General features: G+C 44.1%; 15 protein-coding genes. 2 read left to right on the plus strand and 13 right to left on the minus strand.

What is annotated here, in order from left to right:
* Positions 1–73 precede the first annotated feature (73 nt).
* On the minus strand, positions 74–1,387 hold the full coding sequence (locus QUA43_RS00005; RefSeq protein ID WP_333369926.1) for a TerD family protein: 1,314 nt from the start codon (positions 1,385–1,387) through the stop codon (positions 74–76).
* 25 nt (positions 1,388–1,412) lie between these two features.
* Between QUA43_RS00005 and QUA43_RS00010 the strand changes: the two genes are divergently transcribed.
* Positions 1,413–2,213 (plus strand): ion transporter, encoded by an 801-nt coding sequence (locus QUA43_RS00010; protein ID WP_333369928.1) that lies wholly within the window; start codon positions 1,413–1,415, stop codon positions 2,211–2,213.
* A gap of 108 nt (positions 2,214–2,321) precedes the next feature.
* Here QUA43_RS00010 and QUA43_RS00015 read toward each other — a convergent pair whose 3' ends face one another.
* The 9 genes from QUA43_RS00015 to QUA43_RS00055 form a co-directional block, all read right to left on the minus strand.
* Entirely contained in the window at positions 2,322–3,698 is a 1,377-nt protein-coding gene (locus tag QUA43_RS00015; protein ID WP_333369929.1) for a HAMP domain-containing sensor histidine kinase, read from the minus strand.
* Between the two features lie 109 nt (positions 3,699–3,807).
* Positions 3,808–5,163: an ATP-binding protein gene (locus QUA43_RS00020; protein ID WP_333369931.1), complete on the minus strand. Its 1,356-nt coding sequence runs from the start codon at positions 5,161–5,163 to the stop codon at positions 3,808–3,810.
* Between the two features lie 711 nt (positions 5,164–5,874).
* Positions 5,875–6,441, minus strand: coding sequence for a hypothetical protein (locus QUA43_RS00025; RefSeq protein WP_333369933.1), 567 nt, complete (start codon positions 6,439–6,441; stop codon positions 5,875–5,877).
* A gap of 75 nt (positions 6,442–6,516) precedes the next feature.
* A complete protein-coding gene (locus QUA43_RS00030) occupies positions 6,517–8,082 on the minus strand; it encodes a hypothetical protein (protein WP_333369935.1) in 1,566 nt (521 codons plus the stop codon).
* A 484-nt stretch (positions 8,083–8,566) separates the two neighbouring features.
* Positions 8,567–9,553, minus strand: coding sequence for a hypothetical protein (locus QUA43_RS00035; protein ID WP_333369937.1), 987 nt, complete (start codon positions 9,551–9,553; stop codon positions 8,567–8,569).
* Positions 9,554–9,573: 20 nt separating this feature from the next.
* Positions 9,574–10,950, minus strand: a complete 1,377-nt coding sequence (locus QUA43_RS00040) for an oligosaccharide flippase family protein (RefSeq protein WP_333369939.1) — start codon at positions 10,948–10,950, stop codon at positions 9,574–9,576.
* Between the two features lie 182 nt (positions 10,951–11,132).
* Positions 11,133–11,921 carry a TIGR03943 family putative permease subunit gene (locus QUA43_RS00045; RefSeq protein WP_333369941.1) on the minus strand — a complete coding sequence of 263 codons (789 nt, stop codon included), beginning with the start codon at positions 11,919–11,921 and terminating at the stop codon, positions 11,133–11,135.
* 144 nt (positions 11,922–12,065) lie between these two features.
* Positions 12,066–13,145 (minus strand): permease, encoded by a 1,080-nt coding sequence (locus QUA43_RS00050; RefSeq protein ID WP_333369943.1) that lies wholly within the window; start codon positions 13,143–13,145, stop codon positions 12,066–12,068.
* A gap of 567 nt (positions 13,146–13,712) precedes the next feature.
* Entirely contained in the window at positions 13,713–14,822 is a 1,110-nt protein-coding gene (locus QUA43_RS00055) for a transposase (RefSeq protein WP_333369945.1), read from the minus strand.
* A gap of 620 nt (positions 14,823–15,442) precedes the next feature.
* Here QUA43_RS00055 and QUA43_RS00060 point away from each other — a divergent pair.
* Positions 15,443–16,882, plus strand: coding sequence for an ATP-binding protein (locus QUA43_RS00060; RefSeq protein WP_333369947.1), 1,440 nt, complete (start codon positions 15,443–15,445; stop codon positions 16,880–16,882).
* A 258-nt stretch (positions 16,883–17,140) separates the two neighbouring features.
* Here QUA43_RS00060 and dnaN read toward each other — a convergent pair whose 3' ends face one another.
* From dnaN to dnaA, 3 genes are all read right to left on the minus strand, one after another.
* Positions 17,141–18,280, minus strand: a complete 1,140-nt coding sequence (dnaN, locus tag QUA43_RS00065) for a DNA polymerase III subunit beta (RefSeq protein ID WP_333369949.1) — start codon at positions 18,278–18,280, stop codon at positions 17,141–17,143.
* 176 nt (positions 18,281–18,456) lie between these two features.
* Positions 18,457–18,825 carry a hypothetical protein gene (locus QUA43_RS00070; RefSeq protein ID WP_333369950.1) on the minus strand — a complete coding sequence of 123 codons (369 nt, stop codon included), beginning with the start codon at positions 18,823–18,825 and terminating at the stop codon, positions 18,457–18,459.
* Positions 18,826–18,850: 25 nt separating this feature from the next.
* Complete coding sequence (gene dnaA / locus QUA43_RS00075; protein WP_333369952.1) at positions 18,851–20,224, minus strand: chromosomal replication initiator protein DnaA; 1,374 nt, start codon at positions 20,222–20,224, stop codon at positions 18,851–18,853.
* Between the last annotated feature and the right edge of the window lie 176 nt (positions 20,225–20,400).

Raw genomic sequence — 20,400 nt, forward strand, 5'->3', positions numbered from 1 at the left:
TCTCCTTCCCTCACACTCCTGTAGATGCCTTCTATACTTGTAACTCCTCCTAGTTGTAAAAAACCTACACCTGTCAGGTCAAACTTACCCCTGTTAAGTTAACACCACTAAGATTTGCACCACTAAGGTTGACTTTAGTTACCTTCGATTGGCTTAAATCAGCTCCTGTCAGGTTAGAACTAGCTAGACTTGCTTGAGTTAAGTTAGCTCTACTGAGGTTTGCTGTAGTCAGGTTTGCGCTATCTAGCTTTGCTTCGCTTAAGTTTGCTTGACTAAAATTAGCCTGAATTAGTCTTGCAGAATACAATATTGCCTTGGTTAAGTTAGCTCCACTTAAATTAACTTCAATCAAATCAGCGTTTTGCAAGTTTGTTGAGTTCAAGTTCGCGCCTTGCAAGTTAGCTCCAATCAAATTTACCCCAGTCAATTTGGCATTTGCTAGATTGGCACTGCTTAGGTTTGCTTGACTTAAACTGACATTAGAGTCGAGAGTTTTGCCACTTAGATCCACTCCCGCTAGGTTAATCCCTGTAAAGTCGCGTTCTCCGTCTTTATACCGTTTCCAAAATTCCTCAGCAGTAACAGCGGCTTCTTGACTTTTTTGACTAGAATCATCACCTATTTTGTCAGCATCGGATTCCACAGTATCCGCATTTACAGGAGTAGCAACTGGCTGTTTTACCGCTTTGCTAGATACTGGAATCGGTGTCTCCCCGATCGCCTCTTCGCGCAATAACCGATCCACCCGATCGCTAAACCGCCTCACAACCTCAGCATCATCAACCTTCCCACCAGCATTCGAGCTTTTCTCAACCGCATTCTCAACGTAATACTTATCTACAAAACTTTGCAACCCAGCATTATATCCCTGTCCTACGGCCTGAAATCTCCATTCGCCATTCTTCTTATACAAGCGTCCAAATTCTAAAGCCGTTTCTTGGGAAAATATCTGATTTAAATTGTACCGAACCAATTCGCTAAGATTCTCTGAATTGTAAAGCCGGATAAAAGCATTTTCAACTTGACTAAAACTTTGATTTTTTTCCTGTCCGTCGTGAATAGTCACAACAAACACTATTTCCTGAATCGCCGCATTGATTTTGCTCAAATCCAGATAAACCGTCTCATCATCTCCTTCAATTTGTCCATTCCTGCTGTCTCCCGAATGTCGCACCGAACCGTCCGGCGATGTCAGATTGTTGTAAAATACAAAATACTTTTCATCAGGAATGCGATCGTCCGCCGCTAACATAAAAACAGATGCGTCGATGTCGCAGTTTTGTGCTGTCTGGCTGACTTGCCAACCCAGGGCGATCGCAATTTTACTAAAATTAGGAGTTTCTTTAGAAAGATTGAACCTTTCACCCTTAGTTAATTCGATACTCATGTGCGATAATTCCCTTACCTCATAAATGGTATTAATTCTCTCATCTATGTTAACCCGATCGCAAATTGGATTTTATCTCGAAGACATCGAAACCCCAATTGGCAGAACCGTCAATTTAACTCTTACCGGACTCATTCTTTTATCTTCGACCAGCTTCATCGCCGAAACTTACCCGATTTCGGAAACTGTTAGAATTAATTTGCAAACTCTCGATACAGCGCTTTTAGTTGTTTTTGTGTTTGAGTATTTATTGCGACTATGGTGTGCCGAAAATCGAGTTAAATTTATTTTTAGTTTTTTTTCAATTATTGATTTGCTGGCAATATTACCATTTTTACTGGGATTTGTCAACGTTAGTTTTATCCGCATTTTTCGCTGGTTTAGAATTCTCCGACTCATCCGTTTTCTGGAATTGAAAATTTCTATTTTCCGCATCAGCAGCGAAGATGGGGCGATTTTTGCTCGGATTTTGTTTACTTTGCTGGCAATAATTTTTGTTTATTCTGGTTTGATTTATCAAGTCGAACATCCGGCAAATCCCGAAAGTTTTGGAACTTTTTTGGATGCTGTTTATTTCTCGGTTGTCACCATGACCACGGTGGGATTTGGCGATGTTACTCCGATTTCGGAATCCGGCCGTTTTCTGACTATTTTGATGATTTTGACGGGAATTGCTCTGATTCCTTGGCAATTGGGGGATTTGATTAAACACTTAGTTAAAAGTGCTAATCACGGAAAAGCTGTTTGTCAAGGTTGCGGTTGGTCTGTACACGATGCTAATGCTAGATTTTGTAAAATGTGCGGCAGTCAATTAGATAATGGTTGACTGTTGACGGTTGACTGTTGACGGTTGACTGTTGACTGTTGACTACTGCCTCACCCTAGATAATTCATCCGTGTATCCGTGTCAAAATCCGTGTAGTGCTTTCCTTCTTTAAGCTAAGGGTAACAAAATTTCAAATTCAGTGCCGCTGCCTAATTCCGATCGCATTCTGAACGCACCGCCGTGTTTGCCCGTCACAATTTGATAGCTAACTGCTAAACTGGTTTCTTTGAGGGCGCGTTTTTCCGTAGAGAATGATTCTATGATTTTTTTGTACTTGCTAGGTGACATTCCGGGCCCGTTATCTGATATGCAAATCGAAACCCAGCGAACATGAAGTTTGTCTAAATCCGGCGCAGGTTCGGGACAGCAGACTTGAGTTGTGATTTCAATTTTAGGCTGGCGATCGGCGTCTCTGACTCCTCCACCTTTGAACTCTTTCGCCAATTCTTGACCGACTGCTTCATTAATTAATGTATGAATAGCATTGGTCAAGATATTCATAAATACTTGGTTTAGCTGTCCTGCATAGCACGGCACTGGTGGCAGGTAGCCGTAGTTTTTCACTACTTGGATTTCCCTGGTCAAACGACTTTTGAGCAGCAAAAGTATGCTGTCTATGTTGGCGTGCAAGTCGGTGGGTTTGGGATAAATATCGTCGATGTGGCAGAAGTTTTGCAAACTGGTTGCCAACTTGCTCAAACGTTCTGCTCCCGATTTAATGCTGGCAACAGTTCGGAGAAAATCGTTTTGCAAAAAGTCATAGTCGATCTCTTCCTTGAGCCTTGCTATTTCCGGCGGGGGATCAGTACAGTATGCGTCGTAAACTGAGAGCAATTCCATCAAGTTTTTGCTGTAGTCGCTGACGTAGGTTAAATTCCCCCAAATAAAGCCTACGGGATCTAAAATTTCGTGGGCTACTCCGTTGACTAAACGCCCTAAACTAGCCATTTTTTCGCTTTGAATCATTTGAGTTTGGGCTCTTTCGTAGCGGACTTGAGTTTCGATGCCACGAATTTGCCAGTAGGCGATGTTTAGCGCGTGAGGGTCTAAGAGGCGATAAGATTGGGAGTCTATTTGGACGACGATTGGTTCTGACTGCAATTCGGGCGATCGACGCAGAGCTTGTGGGGCTGCTGCCAAAATAGTTGTACTCTCTGCAACTAATAATATTTCGACGCGAGCGTAACTGTAGAAAACTTTCAGCGGCAGGTGCAAAAAGAGCTCAGGGCCTTGGGGTTTGAGCAAATATTCCAGCAGTTGCCTGCGCGATATCATGCCAGCAAACTCTCCTGCTTCCATCAAGACGACTCCCGGCACTAGGGGGTGCTGTTCAAACATTTCGGCAACTGCCACCGCCAAGCAGCTCGATTTAACCTGAAAGTCATACAGGGGCAAATCCCAGAGGGTAGACTCTAGGGAAAGGTCTTGATGGCTGCCTTCGGAGAGTGAAGGGCCAAGGAGTTTGGAACTGAATTTATTTGCCACTAGAACTTTTAGTTGCCGAAACGCTGGGAAAGTGAAATGAGAACCTACTACTAAGGCTACCCTATCATTTCACCGCAGGAGCGAACAACCGAGAATATTCTTAAGTTAATCATGTTGTGCCAACTATAGGCAGGAGAATTTCAAATTCAGTATTCTTACCTGGTTGCGATCGCAATTTCATTTGGCCGCCGTGCTTTTCTGTGACGATTTGATGGCAGATAGCCAGCCCCATACCGCTGCCTTTGCCTGCTGGTTTAGTGGTAAAAAAGGTGTCAAATATCTGCTGCTGATTTTCTGGGGCAATGCCCGGCCCGTTATCGGCAATGCAAATTGCGGCCCGCTTGCCGTGTTCGGTTTCTATAACTTTAGTGGTAATTTCGATTTGGGGCTGCCAGTTGTCCGAGCACTGGGTCTTTATTTCTCGATCGGCTGCGTACTCTGTCAGCGCGTCTAGAGCATTAACTAACAAATTCAAAAACACCTGACTCAACTGACCGGAGTAGCCGCTAACTAGCGGCAGTTTGCCGTAATTTTTAACCACTTCTATGCTGTTTTTAAAGCGGTTTTTCAAAATTAACAGCGTCATCTCCAAGCATTCGTGAATGTCTGTCTCTGCTGGTTTTGTCTCGTCCATGTGAGAGAAGTGGTGCAGCCCGTTAACTATTTTTAGCAATTGCGATGCTCCCAACTCCATCCCTTCTAAGGTGATCGGTAAATCTTCTTGTAAAAAATCAAATTCAATTTCTTTTTTAAGGGCATCAATTCGGGGACAGGGTGCCGAATATTCTTCTTCATAAACCGACATTAGCTGAAGCAAGTTTTCAAAATAGGACAGCAGAAAAGTTAAATTTCCCCAAATACAGTTGAGCGGATTTCTGATTTCGTGGGCTACTTCTGCTACAATCCTCCCCAAACTCGCCATTTTTTCTGTTTGGATGAGTTTGGCTTGGGTTTGTTTGTGGAGTAACTTATTTGTTAATTGGTGAATTCTTGATTGAGCGACCATTAATTGGTGTACGTCTAACAGCTTGTAGGTCTGGGGGGCTATTTCCACTACTACGGGTTCGTAAATTAATTCTGCTGATCTGTAAAGACATTCCTGGGCGGCTTCTACTATTAATTTACTGGCGGGAAGTACGAGTTCCTCTGGCTTGGCAAACTTGTACAGTACCTCTATTGGTCGCTTGAAAAACATTTCTACTCCGTAGCGGCAGTTAACTTTTTCAAAAAATAGACGCCTGGATATGATGCCGACAAAATTACCACCATCTGTCAAAATGACGCCGGGAAGCATAGAATTTTCTTCAAAAGCCTTGGCTACTTCTTTTGCCTGTTGAGTTAATTCAATTTGGCAGTTGGAGAGTGGCAGGTCTAGGAGAGTTGATTCTAAGGAGATGTTCCAAGTACAAAATTCAGGTATATGCAACACTGATAACTCCGAGCTAGTCTCACGCACAGCAAACATAGATGAAACCCCTGTTAAAAATTGTATTCATGAACAACTTAAGTTGCTATTAATTCGTAACGGGTAATTGGTAGCGGGTAGTTGCTAATTTGTGAAATTACAACAGCACCCGATGGGAAAACCCAATCGCAGCAGCATTGTCTGCTAAAGATTTTGTTTCTAAGTTAATATTAAACGATCTAAGCTTTTGTGGAACTTACGGAGTAGGCGCTTTAAACTTTTTACCATGATATACCTGCGAGCGCGTGTTTTCCGAAAATTTTTAATACTTATAACGAATTATTGTGATAAGTTATACCATTTTTCCCGTGATAGAAGGGAATTGGAGAACCGCTCGCGGGTTATCAGTGAATATACGGGCGTCCTTCGAGGGTTCGAGGACCGGGATTAGCCATCGTCCAGGAAGCTGCAGGCTCCAACTGTCAAGACTAGGGCCCAGGCCAAAATCTGCTGCTTGTACAGCAGAAGGAAGTTCGGCCAGGGATTCGCTGTTTTGGGATGTAACCGAATGTAACGGATGGAAGGCTTGAGTTATCTAGAAGAGAAGTCAGAAGCAATGTTCCCCAAGGGTTTGTGCAATTAAGAACATCCTAACCGTCGATCACAGTTCCTATACCACTACAAAGAAATGCAACTTTAGGCAACTTCCGAACCTCGATACTCATCAGTTTTTTGCAATCTGCAATCTGCAATCTGCAATCTGCAATCGTCTTAGGGTTCCACCTCCGGCCAAAGGCGTTCTAGCTGATACCGCCAAGCGGCGAGAGTTTTTTCGCTAGACTCTCGCCCTAGTTCCATTTCACCCATCAATCCCTCTGCGTAGAAACGGTCTAAAGTCTGAAGGGTAGTTTCGACAGACTGTCCCTGCATCTTCGCAGCTTTGATGATTTGACGGATGCGGCTTTCTATCAAACCGCCGAAAAAGTCAGACAAACCTCGCTCTTGCAAAGCCAGCAGTCTGGCGACGGCGGCTGAGAAATCGGCGGCCGCAAGTGTGGCACAACTGTGCTGAAATACTCCCCACAAAACGTTTTGATGTAAGGCGTAGCGAGTTTCGAGGGTGGTGTCAAAGTTAGCTTCTAGCAGTTTATCAAGAAATGGTTGAGCTTCCTGGGCATCGGCGATCGGCAGCAAAATCCGCAGCCAACTTCCCTCTTCTGAAAGGAGGACTAACAGGCGAAAATTGGGGGTTTCTACTTGCCAAGAAGTGGCAGCCGGCATCTCAACACTGTCACCAAATAAGTCTTTAAGGGTATTGCTAATTTCTTCGGGAGTCATAATGATTTTAGATTTTAGATTTTAGATTAGTCACCAGTCATTAGTCAGGAGTGCGCTCTCAAATCTCAAATTGATTTATGGGAGCCAGCGGGGGTGATAGCCGGCAAAGGGAAGTTCTTCTGGCTGTAGTTTTGGGAGAGAACCGTCTGCTGGTATTTCTACTAAGGGTAGCAGCCAGAGGCGGCTGGTGGCGATCGACTGTCCACTATCGTTGCGGGGACTGTCTGCTGCTGAGGGAGTTGCTGCTGTGACTGATTGGTCGAAAATTAATGCTAGCCCGTCGGGAGATAAACTGATTTGGGTATCTAATTGGTTGGGCAAAATCAGCAGCGGTTTGATGGTTCCTACCAAACGAGTACCCTCTTTTTTGAGGTCGATGGTGGCTATGAAAGGCTGTTCTTTGTAGCTTTCTGTTTTGAGGCGTTGGGCTAACAAACAGTAGAGACGCTGAACTTGGTTGTCTTGGTTTTTGCGGGGGTCGAAATAAACGGCCATAATGCTGCCGGGAATACGCAATATTTCTTGTTCTACACCTTGGTTATCTAAGATGAAAAGCGATCGAGTAAAATCGCTGTTGTATTTAACATAGGCGGCGGCAGAGTTGTCGCGGGCCATGCCCAATACTTGTTCGTATTTTGGCAAAAATTCTACTGGGTCTGCTTCGGGTTTGAGGGGGACGATCGCCAATCCTTGTTTTTGAGATATTACCATCGATTTGCTGTCGGGGCGAATCATAAAATCTCCGCCTTGTTCATTTTCCAAGGGTCTGGGCGCCTGTTTTTCTTCCACAATCCAAGGACTGAAATCGCCGGGATTGCGGCGGTTGACGCGCTGGACAACTATGATTTTTCCGTCGGCTGAGAGGTCGAATTTGAGGTTTTGGTAATCTTTGGAGTCTAAGATTTTGTCGATTCTACCGGCTGGGTATTTTTGTTGCGTTCCTGAGTCCGATTGGGGGTTGAGACCGGTGGTGACTGTGAATAGTTCTTGATTTAGAGTGCCACGAGTACGGGCGATCGATCGATCTGTGGCGGAGAATAAAATGCGATCGCTGTCGGGATACGGTTTAAAATCGGTGACAACCAAATCTTTGGGAGTTAGGGGTATCGGTTTTGAGTCGTTGCTGCTGAGATTGACTAGCATTAATCTGCTTTCTGTTTCGCCTTGGACACCGATGTAAGCAAAAGCTCGATCGCGGCTGCGAAAGGAACTGCTAAACGGTTGCATTGGCGTTCCTTTATTTTGGTTTTTTTCTCCGAAATACTTATCGGTTGCTCCGGCGAGTTTGACTGTGTAGGTAACGCCGTAGGGTGCTGGATCTTTGAGGGTGTAAGCCATGCGCCTTCCAGCCCAACTAAATTTACCGGGGAGGGGGGGTTCTAGCTTTAAGTTTTCCTCGACGGTGGACTGGTTCATCGGCCGAAAGAATGTGAGGATAAAGCCGGTATCTTCGGCGCCGATTTGTTTGTTTTCCCAAGTAAATTCTCGCACTCTGGGTGCTGTGCGATCGCCGCTCAGCAGCAGCAGTCCGATTAAGACGCTCAGCACTAGCATGAGGAAGATGGCCGTGCGGTCGATCGGCTGTTTGAATGGCAGAATAGCGAAGGGTGAAGGATTAATTTTTTTCTTAAAAATACTCACAAATCTTTCTCTCCTACTTTCTGCTGAAAATTAACTGCCAAATTTTCCCTCTTAAATTTTACCGTCTTGGGCGTACTCCCGACCCTCTGAAACAGGTTTTTTTTTACCAGCGAAAAGGACTGCAACGACGTATGTTGGTAAAAAACTCGGCTTCTGAAAGTGTTGGTACTTTCAGGACTGAATTAAACTCACAAGCTTAAATCCGTGGAGTATGCGGCACTTCCAACAGTATCAACCGAGTGGAGATGTGAAATTATAGATTTTACTTTTTAGGATGCCTCAGAGCTAAAAATTGCTCGATCTAGAGAGGCTTTGAGGAAAGTAGAGCACCCTACCATTGTACCAGTTGCGTCCAGCATTGTTTGAGATTTTAGATTTTTAATTTAATCTCAAACCTCAAATCGCTAATTCTTTAATAGGTTGAGGGGTAACGCTTGCGCTCTACCCATCCTACTAAGAATCATGACCACTACTTCTATCCCTTTCACGAATCCTTGACGATTGGTGTGTGGGAATTATTATTAACCGCTGATAGTGTATACGGAGATTCCGGTTCGGGATATAGCTTAGAATATTTGCTATCGTAATGCCTGACCTCAAAATAGTTTAAGTTTGACGGATGAGGCTTATATATCGAGAAACATTCCAAAATACAAAAAGTTGCTGCACTCTCTAAAGGCCCGACATTCACTACTTGATTTTTGAAGATGCGACCTGATTTTATCCAGTGTTTCATCTGGCTTTTTGACAAGCAGTAAAATGCTGAATGAGTATGGCTAGATTCAGCAAATTTTACACTTTCTATTTCTACACTAGATAGCTGATTCCAGGATACTGGTGGCTCTATGGTCAAATCAATGTATCTCTTGGTTCCTTGATACATTTCAAAACGATTTGGGTAAAGAATAGCATTCTCATACCCGCTTTGTCGGTTAAAATTTTCTAATTTTTCTAGAACGAAAGCATCGTACAAAACAATGTCATCTTCTATGAATAAAAACCAGTCAAATTTTTCTACTCTTTCGACAAATTCTTCCTGAAGTCTAAACCCTACAAACATGGGGTCGCATTCAGGGCCTTCTTGTATCTGAATGCACTTAATTTGATATTCAGGTAAGTAGGCTGTAACGTGCCTGTTCGGTAGAGTTTGGATAGTAATTGTCAGGTCACAATGAGCAAAACTCGTTAACAGTCCATCAATTGTGTGCCTGAGTCTCTCTATTTTTGCTGCGCCTTTTTCTGGATTGTTAGATTCTTCAACTGATGTAATGTGAGCGACAGCGGCAAAGACTTTGGGGCGTTCTTTTTCTCGCTGTTCGTTTTCTTGGAATAAATTTATAATGCGATTTCTTTGATAAAAAAACATCAGTTTAGTATACCTCGTGGCCACTCGCGATATTTCTTGTAACAGAGCCATTTGTAAAAAGATAAAGTGCATTACTTTTCTTCTTGTATTGTGTTCCGCTGACATATAGAGAATCTCCTTTTTGTTTACTGAAACAGTTGATTGATTGGAACTAAATCCATCGGTGAAATTTTATCGATCGGCAGCCCCAAACCAAAAGCGACTCTACACCAAACTAGAGTGACCAGCACCCCTACAAACAGCCCTGTTAATTGAATATCCTGCCAAAAACAAGTTAGTCCTTCTTTCCACAAACCGTAGTTAGTTACTGCATAGGTAGGAATGTCGCCGAGAGCTACAGCAATCACGGCACCTAAATTACCTTTTAAGTGGTATCCCAGCGGTATACTTATACATAGATTCACAAAAGTCAGCAGATTGCCCATAGCTGGGTACTGAGACTTTCCTACCGCTAAGAGACAAGAACCCATTATATTGTGGAGGGTGGTGTGCCAGATACCTAACGCCAAGATTGGCATCATCCAAGATGCCGCCTCATACTCTTTCCGATACAGTATTAAAATTAACTGATCTCCAAAGCTCACAAAAATTGCTAAACCTATGGCTAATGGTATTAAAATTAGCTTGCGGTTCTTGAGTATCTTGGCGCGCAACTCCTGCCGTGGCAACTCTGCCAGCATAGAAATCGAGGGAAAAATCACCCTCCCGCTAATGGCGAGGATGACTTGGCGTGGCATATCCCCCAGGGTAAAAGCGATGCCGTAAATGCCCAACATTGTTAAAGTAAATATTTTCCCGAGGATAAGTCGATCGGCTTGAGAACACAAGAAAAACAAAGCCGTAGACAAAAATATCCATTTCCCATAAGAAAATATTTCTTTAGCTGCTTCTTTATCCCAAGCAAAGCGGTTTGACTTGCCGGGAATCAAAAAATGGCTCCATACTAGCTCCATTAAAGCTCCAGTAAAGCCACCGACGATGATCGCCCAGATGCTGCGATCGAACCAGGCCCAGACAATCATCACTGTTGTAGAAACAATCTGTATGCCCAACTCAAAAATTACTACTTCCTTAACGCTCATTTTGCGTTCGAGGGTGGATACGGAAGTCGATTTAAACCCTCCTATTAGGGAATTTATACCTATTATGGGAACCAACCACAGAAGACGGGGATCTTCATAAAAATTCGCAACGGGCTGGGTAATTATAACTAAACAAATCCAAACGAAAAAGCTGCGAATAACTTGCAGTGTCCAAGCGGTGTTCAGAAATTGAGGATCTTCCCCGCGCTTATTCTGGATTATGCTTGGGCCCAGACCTATGTCTGTAAATAAGTTAATCCCTGCGATAAAAACGTAGGCTAGACCCATTAGACCAAATAATTCGGGCAAAAGTAGACGCGTCAGGATTAAGTTACTGCCAAATCGGATAATTTGACTGCTTCCATAGCTGGCGATCGTCCAGGCAGCACCTTTGATAGCTAATTTTTTTTCTGATGACATATACTCAGAATTTATTTCCTAATTACGAGTGTAGTTGCTCAATTTGTTATTTGCAACTCCTACAGGAGGCTGCTGGCACTTTTATAGCTGACTTTACCGTATCTTCATCTCTATACGAAGGTTTGGTCTGGACTGTCCATTTCGCAATAAAGATAAAATTGAATCTCATACTTACTCCCCATCTAATAATCATAAGGGTTTTTTGGTTCGGAAATTGGTTTGAGGGAGGATGCTTGAATGATTAATTTGCGCTTGCCTTGCAGTTCTTCTACGATCGTTTCTCCTTCTATTTCTAGCCAACTGTCTGGGGCAAAGGCGGTGCGGCTTTGACCGATCAGTAATTTTACTGGCAACCCGATCGGATAGGCGTCTGCCGCGCAGCAGGTAATGATAAAACGCCCGATCCACATATATTGTTCTGCTAGGTTAGGGGGATGAATTACAAATCCTTGAACTTTGACTTTTTGACCTCTGTATGTATCGGGTTCGGGGTTGAAATTTAACAGTCGCACCCATTCGACGAGCGATCGCAGTTCGGGTTTTGTAGTATTGCGAAATTCTTGGGGTTGCAGTCTGGTGATGGGCAGGGATTCGGTGAGGCCTCGTTCTAATGCTGTCTGGCTGGTAAATGTGCGTGGCGTTGTTAGTAAACCTATTAATGCGACGCTCAACATTAAGGTGCTGCCGATACTGGGGGGAAACAAAGTAACGTGTTCAACTTCTGTGATTCTGAGAGAGTTATTTGCTGGTGATGTCCGCGATTGCTTGGTGGTGCGATCGAGTTTTACGAGTTCCCAAGTTTTTAAACCGCCAATAACCATTAAGCCGATTCCTCCTGCTAGAGTCAAGCCAAAGTAATTGGGATGAATGAGAATGCTTAACTTGCCGGTGATCCAATATTTAAGAAGCAGTATTCCCCAGGCTAAGATAGCTAGGGCGTCCAGCCAAGGGCTAATTTTTTTAAGATTCATTTTTTAATAGTGATTGGGAAACAAGAGGGAACAGGGAAGAGGGATAAGAAAAAAATACTTATCCGTATATCCGTGACTTCCGTGTCGTGGAGCAAGGTCATTGAAAATCGAAAATGGTATTAGTGGTCTGATAGATCTAATTTATTAACCTAAATGCAAGTTGACAGCGAGGGTCATTAAAAAGGTTAACTGAGCTGCCAAGACAATTAAGTAAACTACGGATCTACCTTTAAAAATTGACAGCATTAAACCGATGCCTTTGAGGTCTATCATCGGGCCGAAAACGAGAAATGCTAACAGCGAACCGCTGGTAAATGTGGAAGCAAAAGACAGGGCAAAAAAGGCATCTACTGTAGAACAAATTGACACGACTGCGCCTAATATCAGCATGGCTATAATCGAGGAAACGGGACCTTGGCCTAGGTTGAGAATTAGTTCGCGGGGGGCGCCAACTTGAATGATGGCTGCGATCGCACTTCCGATTACCAACACTCCTCCCAATTCGCGCAACTCCTGTACCATAGTATCTAAAAGCAGGCGTAAACGCTCTTTAGAAACGCGGTGGAACATGGAGGAACGTTTCGAGGTTTTTTCTGTTTTGCCTGTTTGTAATCGCTTCCAGTCGTCTTGTAGCAAAGATTCGATCGGCACCGCCCCCCCCGGCTGACCGAGCATAAATGTTCCCGACTGCAGCAGCAGCGGAGTGTTGGCTTGGACGATTTCTTTTTCGGAAAAATCTGGTTTTGGCAGGGGAATCGCGCGGGCTACAGAGGGTTGCAGCAGAGGCCGCAAGTCTTTTTGGGCGCTGAACACCCAGCCGATAATTGTGGCTATAGACAGAGAAAATACCACCCGCAAAACTACAATTTCTGGCTGATCGCGAAATGCCGTCCAAGTAGCCCAAATTACCACGGGGTTGATGGTGGGGGCTGCGAGCAAAAAGCCGATCGCGGCTGGTGCGGGTACTCCCTGCATCAGTAACCTGCGGGCTACGGGCACGTTACCGCACTCGCACACGGGAAACAAAAAGCCGATCGAACTGCCCATCAAAGCCGCCAGCAGTGGGTTTCGCGGGATGCGCGATACGAGTTTGCGTTCGTCTACAAACCCCAGCAGCAAACCTGAGAATAAAACTCCCAGCAGCAGAAAAGGTATTGCTTCTACTAACAAGCTGAGAAACAGGGTGAAAGCATTATTTAACTGATTTGTTAGGGCTGGTTGCATCGATCGCCTGCTGGTAAATTGGTATTTAGTTTCACGTATTTGGCTGAGTCCCTTTCGATCATACCAAAGCATAGCACTAAGTTAAGATCCAGTTAATTTTTTTTGGTTTTTTTTGCTGGAATTTGTAGACATTCTAATTTAATCAATGCTGATGCCTTGAATGATTTGGACTGGTTAAAGTTGTTTGAATTGGACTGAATTTTTATTCATATCCGCCTCCTACAGCCAATCAATAATTGACTCTGCAAACCGTCGCCGATTTTATGGATCTTTCGGTTAACAATGGTTGATTGTAGAACAACTGCAAGGCTGATTTTGGAGATTGCGGGCGAGGTTAACTGTTTTATATAAAGATAAAGATCGCTATAAAATAGGTTTGTAGTGAGAACTTTAGTCTCGCTACAAACCTATAAAAGACGCACTGGCGGGTGTGCCACTGACCGTTACGGGGGATTGCCAGTAAAGGATTGGAGAGATGGGTTGACATACTCCCCGGCTTAAAAGCGCGGGGATTCTTAACACTTCATTGACCGATACTACCGAAGTAATTTTACTCAGTCTCCATGTTCATTTAGAGTCGTGGCAATGCCCTATCCCGACTTTATTTATATTTTTGGCGGCGTTCTCATCTCTGTCTTGCTTAATACCGCAATTGAAGCAGAGTATAGAACGCACAGAGAGGTCTATTTTCCCCCACTTAAACCCGCAATCTGAGCAAACTTGGCTGGTAGGTTCCCAGCGACTAATTACTTTGAACTCTCTGCCATACTTCCCACATTTTCCCTCGCACAAAGCCCTAAACTCACCCCAACCTTGCTGACTAATTGCCCTTGATAGCTTCCTATTTTTTACCATTCCTGCTACATTCAAATCTTCTAAAATGACAAGTTGATTATCCTTAGCCAAGTTAGTTGATAGTTTGTGCAAAAAATCTTTTCTAGTGTCAGCAATTCGGTTGTGCAGTCTAGCTATTTGCAGTCGGGTTTTATTCCGCCGTTTAGAGTCGAGTTTTTGACGGGAAAGTTTACGCTGTAATCTGCGAATTTTGCGATCTAACACTTTGTAGTCAGGGCTTACCGCTTTAGTCCCGTCACTCATTACAGCGAAGGTTTTAATGCCCAAATCAATGCCGACGCTGTGGTTCTTAGCTTCGACTTCTTCGGGATAATCCTCTACTACAAAGCTGATCAAATACCGATCTGCACAATCCTTGATTATAGTTAAAGAGCTTGGATGGTCTGGCAATTCCCTAGACCAAATCAGCTTAACTCTGCCAATCTTTGCAAGGTAAACATAATCATTCCTCAAGGAAAAACCGTTTGTGGTTAGTTTTGCGGATTGGCTGTTTGTCTTTTTTTTGAACTTTGGATAGCCGACTTTTTTGCCTTTACGTTTTCCTTTACAAGAATAAAAGAAATTCTTAAAAGCTGTTTCCAAATCAGAGACAGATTGTTGCAGGCAAATCGCCGACACTTCTCCCAACCATGCTCTCTCCTCAGTCTTTTTTGCCTGAGTTATTACAATTTTTTGCAGGTCTGCACAGCTAGGTTTTTTGGCAGAGTTTTTGCAAATTCTTAGGGCATCATTCCAGACTACTCTAGTACAACCAAACAATTTAGCTAAGCTAATTTTTTGTTCCGTACTAGGATAAAATCTGTATTGATACCGCGCTTTCATGCCTCTCTCTCCTGTGTTATTCGTATTATACTATACCACAACATCTGAGAAAATTAGGACAATTTAGAAATTAAAACCGTCCTATAAGGACGGGGCTTTAAACCCCGTTCTTTGGTAACATAGCCTCCAATGCCGTAGCACGGGCGAGGGCCCGACGCCATCGCGCTTAGCAAGCTAAAACTCCGGGACGCGATCGCTCCAATTTGTGCTTTTAACTTGTCTCCTGACGGAGTGGATCGCGTGGGCGATCGGGCAATTGCGATTTTATTCTATTGTCAATCAATTATATTTCTCAGTACAAAAACTTATTAACAAAAGGTTAAGAGGTTCACTTAAGATTAATGAATAGTTAAATAGTCGAAACAAGCGTTAATACCGCTCAAGTCAGTATAAAATAAAGTCAGGTGTAATTGCCAGGGCGCATTTATCTCGGTGATACTCAATCTTGCCTAATGCTTTAAGTGGTAAAATCCCATTTACTAGAGTCAGTTTTTTGTGTAATTTAAAATGCAGTTTGCCAGGGGGATGCAGGTCAAAGCACTCAGCAACTCACCTGCTGACCTTTGATAGCTGAGTGTCTGCTGGCAAATAGAACCCCAACAAAGCGTGCTGATAAATTTATGTTGAATACCTCCTGCGTAGAAAGACCAGTCCAACCCATCTCCCAGGCTGACCTAGGAGAACTTTGTTTAGACTCTACTCTCCAAAAATTGTCGCTTTACGATTTTCAGGTAGAAGCTACGGATTGGGGAATGCGAATTTCTCAGATGTTAGAAGCTAATCCGCTGTTACCGGGAGTCATTGTCACCCATCGAGGTGAATTTGCCGGTATGATTTCCCGGCGGAGATTTTTAGAATTTATCAGCCGTCCTTTTGGGCGAGAATTATTTTTAAAACGACCTGTGAGGGCTTTGTACCGATTTGCCGAAACTGAGAGTTTAATTTTTCCCAGCAATACTTTAATCGTGGATGCAGCCAGGAAGTCGCTGTTGCGATCGAAAGAACTGCTTTACGAACCGATTGTAGTTCAAGTGTCGCCTCAAACTTATAGTTTACTAGACGTGCACGAACTGTTAGTAGCCCAATCTAACATTCATGAACTAGCGACCAAATTGCTGAGGCAGCAAACTCAATCTCAACTAATTCAAACCGAAAAACTAGCCAGTTTGGGGCAGATGGTAGCTGGAGTCGCCCACGAAATTAGAAATCCCCTCACCTGCATCAGCGGAAATCTCGGCTTTTTGTCCAACTACTCGAAAGACATCATGGAGTTGCTGTCTGCTTACCAACACATTGTGGGTGACAGCGAAAAAATCGGCGCACTCAAAAAACACATAGAATTTGATTTTTTGCAAGAAGATTGGGGGGAAATTCTCAAAAGTATGAAAGTTTCATCACAGAGGCTGACCGAACTCGTCACCAGTCTGCACACCTTTTCTCACATGGACGAAACCCATTTGAAAGAAGCTAACATCCACGAATGTATTGACAGTACGCTGCTAATTATGAAAAACCGTCTGAAGTACGGGATAAAAGTAGTTAAAAGCTATGGTGATTTGCCTTTATTCAAGTGTTACTCTGGTCAGTTGAGTCAGGTATTTATGAATATCATCAGCAATGCGATCGACGCTTTGGAAGAGGAACAAGCAGAAAAAGGTTTTGTGCCTGTGATTACTATTGAAACCGAGGTAATAGACAGTTCTGACGGAGACTGCGTGAATTCGGAATTAATTCAAAATTATGTTATGGGCGATCGACAAAATGCAAAACAGCTATCATCCGCCAGCCAAAACGGCGACTTCTGCCCAGAAGCAGCGGAAAAAAATCAAAATAACGCTTGGATAGCCATCCGAATTGCCGATAACGGGCCGGGAATTCCGCCAGAAATTCAGCGGCGGATTTTTGAGACATTTTTCACCACCAAACCGGCCGGGAAAGGTACCGGTTTGGGGTTGGCAATTACCCATCAAATTGTTACAGAAAAGCATAAAGGCAAGTTAAATTTGCATTCTACGCCCGGTACTGGTACTGAATTTGAAATTTTGTTGCCATTGATTTGAAGGAATAAGTCATATCAAATCTATTAGCATCGGAATTATTCCTATCTCTCTTCTCGACCTCTGCGTGAATCAGCGTCAATCCCTTGTCATCTGCGGTCGAGAAATTCTCTTTTTTTAACCGCAGATGAGGGCAGATTAACACAGATTAACGCAGATGAATTAGATCGATTTCGGTTGCAGCATCGGTGATTGTTGACTGTTGACTGTTGACTGTTGACTACTGACTAATGACTACTGACTAATGACTACTGACTCTTTTTAAGCTCTTAGCTGAACAGGCATTACCAAGAATGTAGCATTAACTCCGCCCAAAGGCTGGAAAATTACGGGGGCTAAAGCACCGTTTAATTGCAGTTGAATTTCTGGGGATTGAGCAGTTTTCAAAATGTCAATTAAGTATTTCACGTTGAAAGCAATATCTATGCTATCTCCCGAAATCTGGGCCGGCATTGACTCTTTGCCGCAGCCGACATCTTTAGCATCTACAGACAAAGTAATTTCCTGACTCTCCTCGTCGATGCTGCATTTGAGAATATTGTTTTTTTGGTCTGCAAAAACGGCTATTCTTTCTACTGCTGCTAAGAACGATCGCCTTTCTAAGGTAATTTGCCGCTCAAAGGAGGGCGGAATCAACTGCCGATATGCGGGATATTGCCCTTCCAGTGTACGAGTGGTCAGCCGCTGGTCGGCCCATTCAAACACTACTTGACCGTGTTCAAAATGCAGGGTTACAGGTTCAGTCCACTGCCGCATCACCAACATTCTTTCTACTTCCCGCAATGCTTTAGCGGGGACTGTCACCTCAAATTCTTCTGCGGCTTCTTCGCCTTCAGCCTTTTCATTGGCAGTTTGAACTACTGCCAATCTGTGGCCGTCTGTAGCTGCAAATTCCAGGCAATCTTGCAATACCTTTAAATGCACGCCTGCAAGTACCTGTTTTGCCTCGTCGGGGCTAGTAGCAAATAAAGTTCCTTTGAGTCCTTCTATCAAGGCTTCCGGCGGCAATTTGAGGATTGTTCCGGCTTCGATTGCGGGCAATTCTGGGAATTCTTCCGGGCCCATGCCTCTAACTTGGTAGCTGCCAGAACTGCAAGTGAGATATGCTACGGTGTCCCCCGCTTCGTCTTCTAAAGTAATCTCTCCATCCGGGAGTCTCGAAACAATATCGTTAAGCAATTTAGCGGGTATTGTAAAACTGCCGCCGCCTGTTACTTCTGCTGCGAAGCTGGTACGAATGCCCAAACTGAGATCGAAAGCTGTCAAGCTAACCCGCTGATTTTCCTCATCCGCTACTAAGAGCACGTTGGCGAGTACCGGATGTGTCGGGCGGGAGGGAACGGCCCGACTTACCAACGAGAGGTTGGCGTTGAGGTCACTTTGGGTGCAAACCAATTTCATGGTAGGAAGGTTAATTAACCGGATTTGAAACAGAAACAAATCGTATCACAGAAAGCCGGCGGGTCGGTTTTTCTGTGTGTAGGGCTTAAGCATGGGGCTAGAAACCGGGTTTCTGAAGTCAGCGCGCGTCGCGAACTATGTGTGTAGGGTGTGTAGGGATCGCCAGTTTTTTTAATTTATTGAACTATTTTTGTATCGATCGCCCTGTGGAAACTGTGGAAAAAAAGGCTAACTGCTTGCTGGGCGTCACTTATAGGTAATAAATACCTGTGGAAAACTTGTGGAAAAGCTGGTGCGGTCGATCGCCCATTTTTGTGCAAAAACTGTTTCGGGCGATCGAGTAAAGTTTTCCACAAACGGAAGGCAACTTTTCCACAGGTTTTTCCACAGGCAAGATTGTCTATTATGGGGCATTGGGAATTGGGAATGGGAATTGTTGACTGTTGACTGTTGACTGTTAACTGTTGACTGTTGACTGTTGGCTGTTGACTGTTGACTGTTGACGGCGTTGAGTGATGACGGCGTTGAGTGATGACAACTGACAACCGACAACTGACAACTGACTTGTTCTCAAGTTTTGCGGCTGACAACGTTAATTCGATCGCTCAACTGACGCAAAGTTTGGGCCAAATTCGGGTCAGTGTTCCGCAACTGAGCAATTTTGTCACAACTGTAAAGCACAGTCGTGTGATCTTTGCCGCCGAACACTTCGCCAACTTTCGGCAAACTCAAACCAGTATGCTGCCGAATTAAATACATCCCTATTTGACGTGCCAGACTAATTTCTCGCCGACGGGAAATTCCTTTCAAATCTTCAACAGAAACATCAAACTCCTCAGCCACAACTGCAATTACTGCATCTGGCGTTGCCTCTACGCTTTCAGTTTGCGGATTCAAAACCGGGGCGATATTTTCCACGGTCATCGGCAAACCGGTAATTGAAAGATATGCTACCGCCCGAATCAAAGCACCTTCTAATTCCCGAACGTTGGAAGTGTAACTAGAAGCAATGTATTCAATCACATCTCGCGGCAACCGCATATTTTCATACTCAGCTTTTTTCTGCAAAATTGCCATCCGAGTTTCCAAGTCTGGCAATTGAATGTCGGCAATTAATCCCATGGAAAATCGGGAACACAAACGCTCTTGCAGGCGGGGAATTTGCTGCGGCGGGCGATCGGAAGCTAAAACTACTTGGTTTCCCGATTCGTGCAAGGTATTAAAAGTGTGAAAAAATTCTTCTTGAGTGTATTCTTTACCTTCAATAAATTGGATATCATCTATTAATAAAACATCGGCTGCCCGATAATGGTCGCGGAAAGTTTGCATACTGTCTTTGCGAATTGCGGCGATTAAATCGTTAGTAAATTTCTCAGTAGAAACGTAAAAAATCTTGGCGTTGGGGTCAATTTCCAAGCGATAATGACCGATCGCCTGCATCAAATGAGTTTTGCCCAAACCGACGCCACCGCACAAAAATAGGGGATTGAATTCTCGACCCGGAGACTCGGCTACCGCGAGGGAAGCCGCGTGAGCCATGCGGTTGTTGGAACCGACGACAAAGCGGGAAAATACGTATTTCGGGTTTAAATTGGCGGGTTTGGGAGGGTGAAGCGAGTGGGTTTCCGGGACATCGGCGGCGATGGGGGAGGGCCAAATCATGGCCGAGTCGCTGCTGCCGCCTGTTTCGTTTCCCCCGGCAATTGTCAAGTAAATGTCTACGGGATAGCCGAGAATTTCGTAGACTGCATCGGCAATAGTTTTGACGTAATATTTTTGCAACCAATTGCGAGCAAAGGGGTTGGGGGCGCTGACGATCAAACAGTTATTTTCGAGTTGTTCTGCCCTGGCAGTTTTGATCCACGTCTCAAAGCTAGGTCTGCTCAGTTGTACCTGGAGACGTTCAAGTATCTGATTCCACAGACTTTCTAGGGGAATGTCCACTGCTTACCTCTGCCGATCGGCATTCAAGATATTAATTCTACAGTCTAGAGAGTTTAGTCTTCAGATGCTAAAGTTTAAGGGAGTCTGCCGCAGGTTGCGGGGCGGGACGCCATCGCCCACAAATTTGGCGGCTCTGCAGTCCAAACCAGGTATCGGGGAGCTGCTCAGCAAATATT

The sequence above is a fragment of the Microcoleus sp. N9_B4 genome, assembly GCF_036701635.1.
Classification (GTDB): domain Bacteria; phylum Cyanobacteriota; class Cyanobacteriia; order Cyanobacteriales; family Microcoleaceae; genus Microcoleus.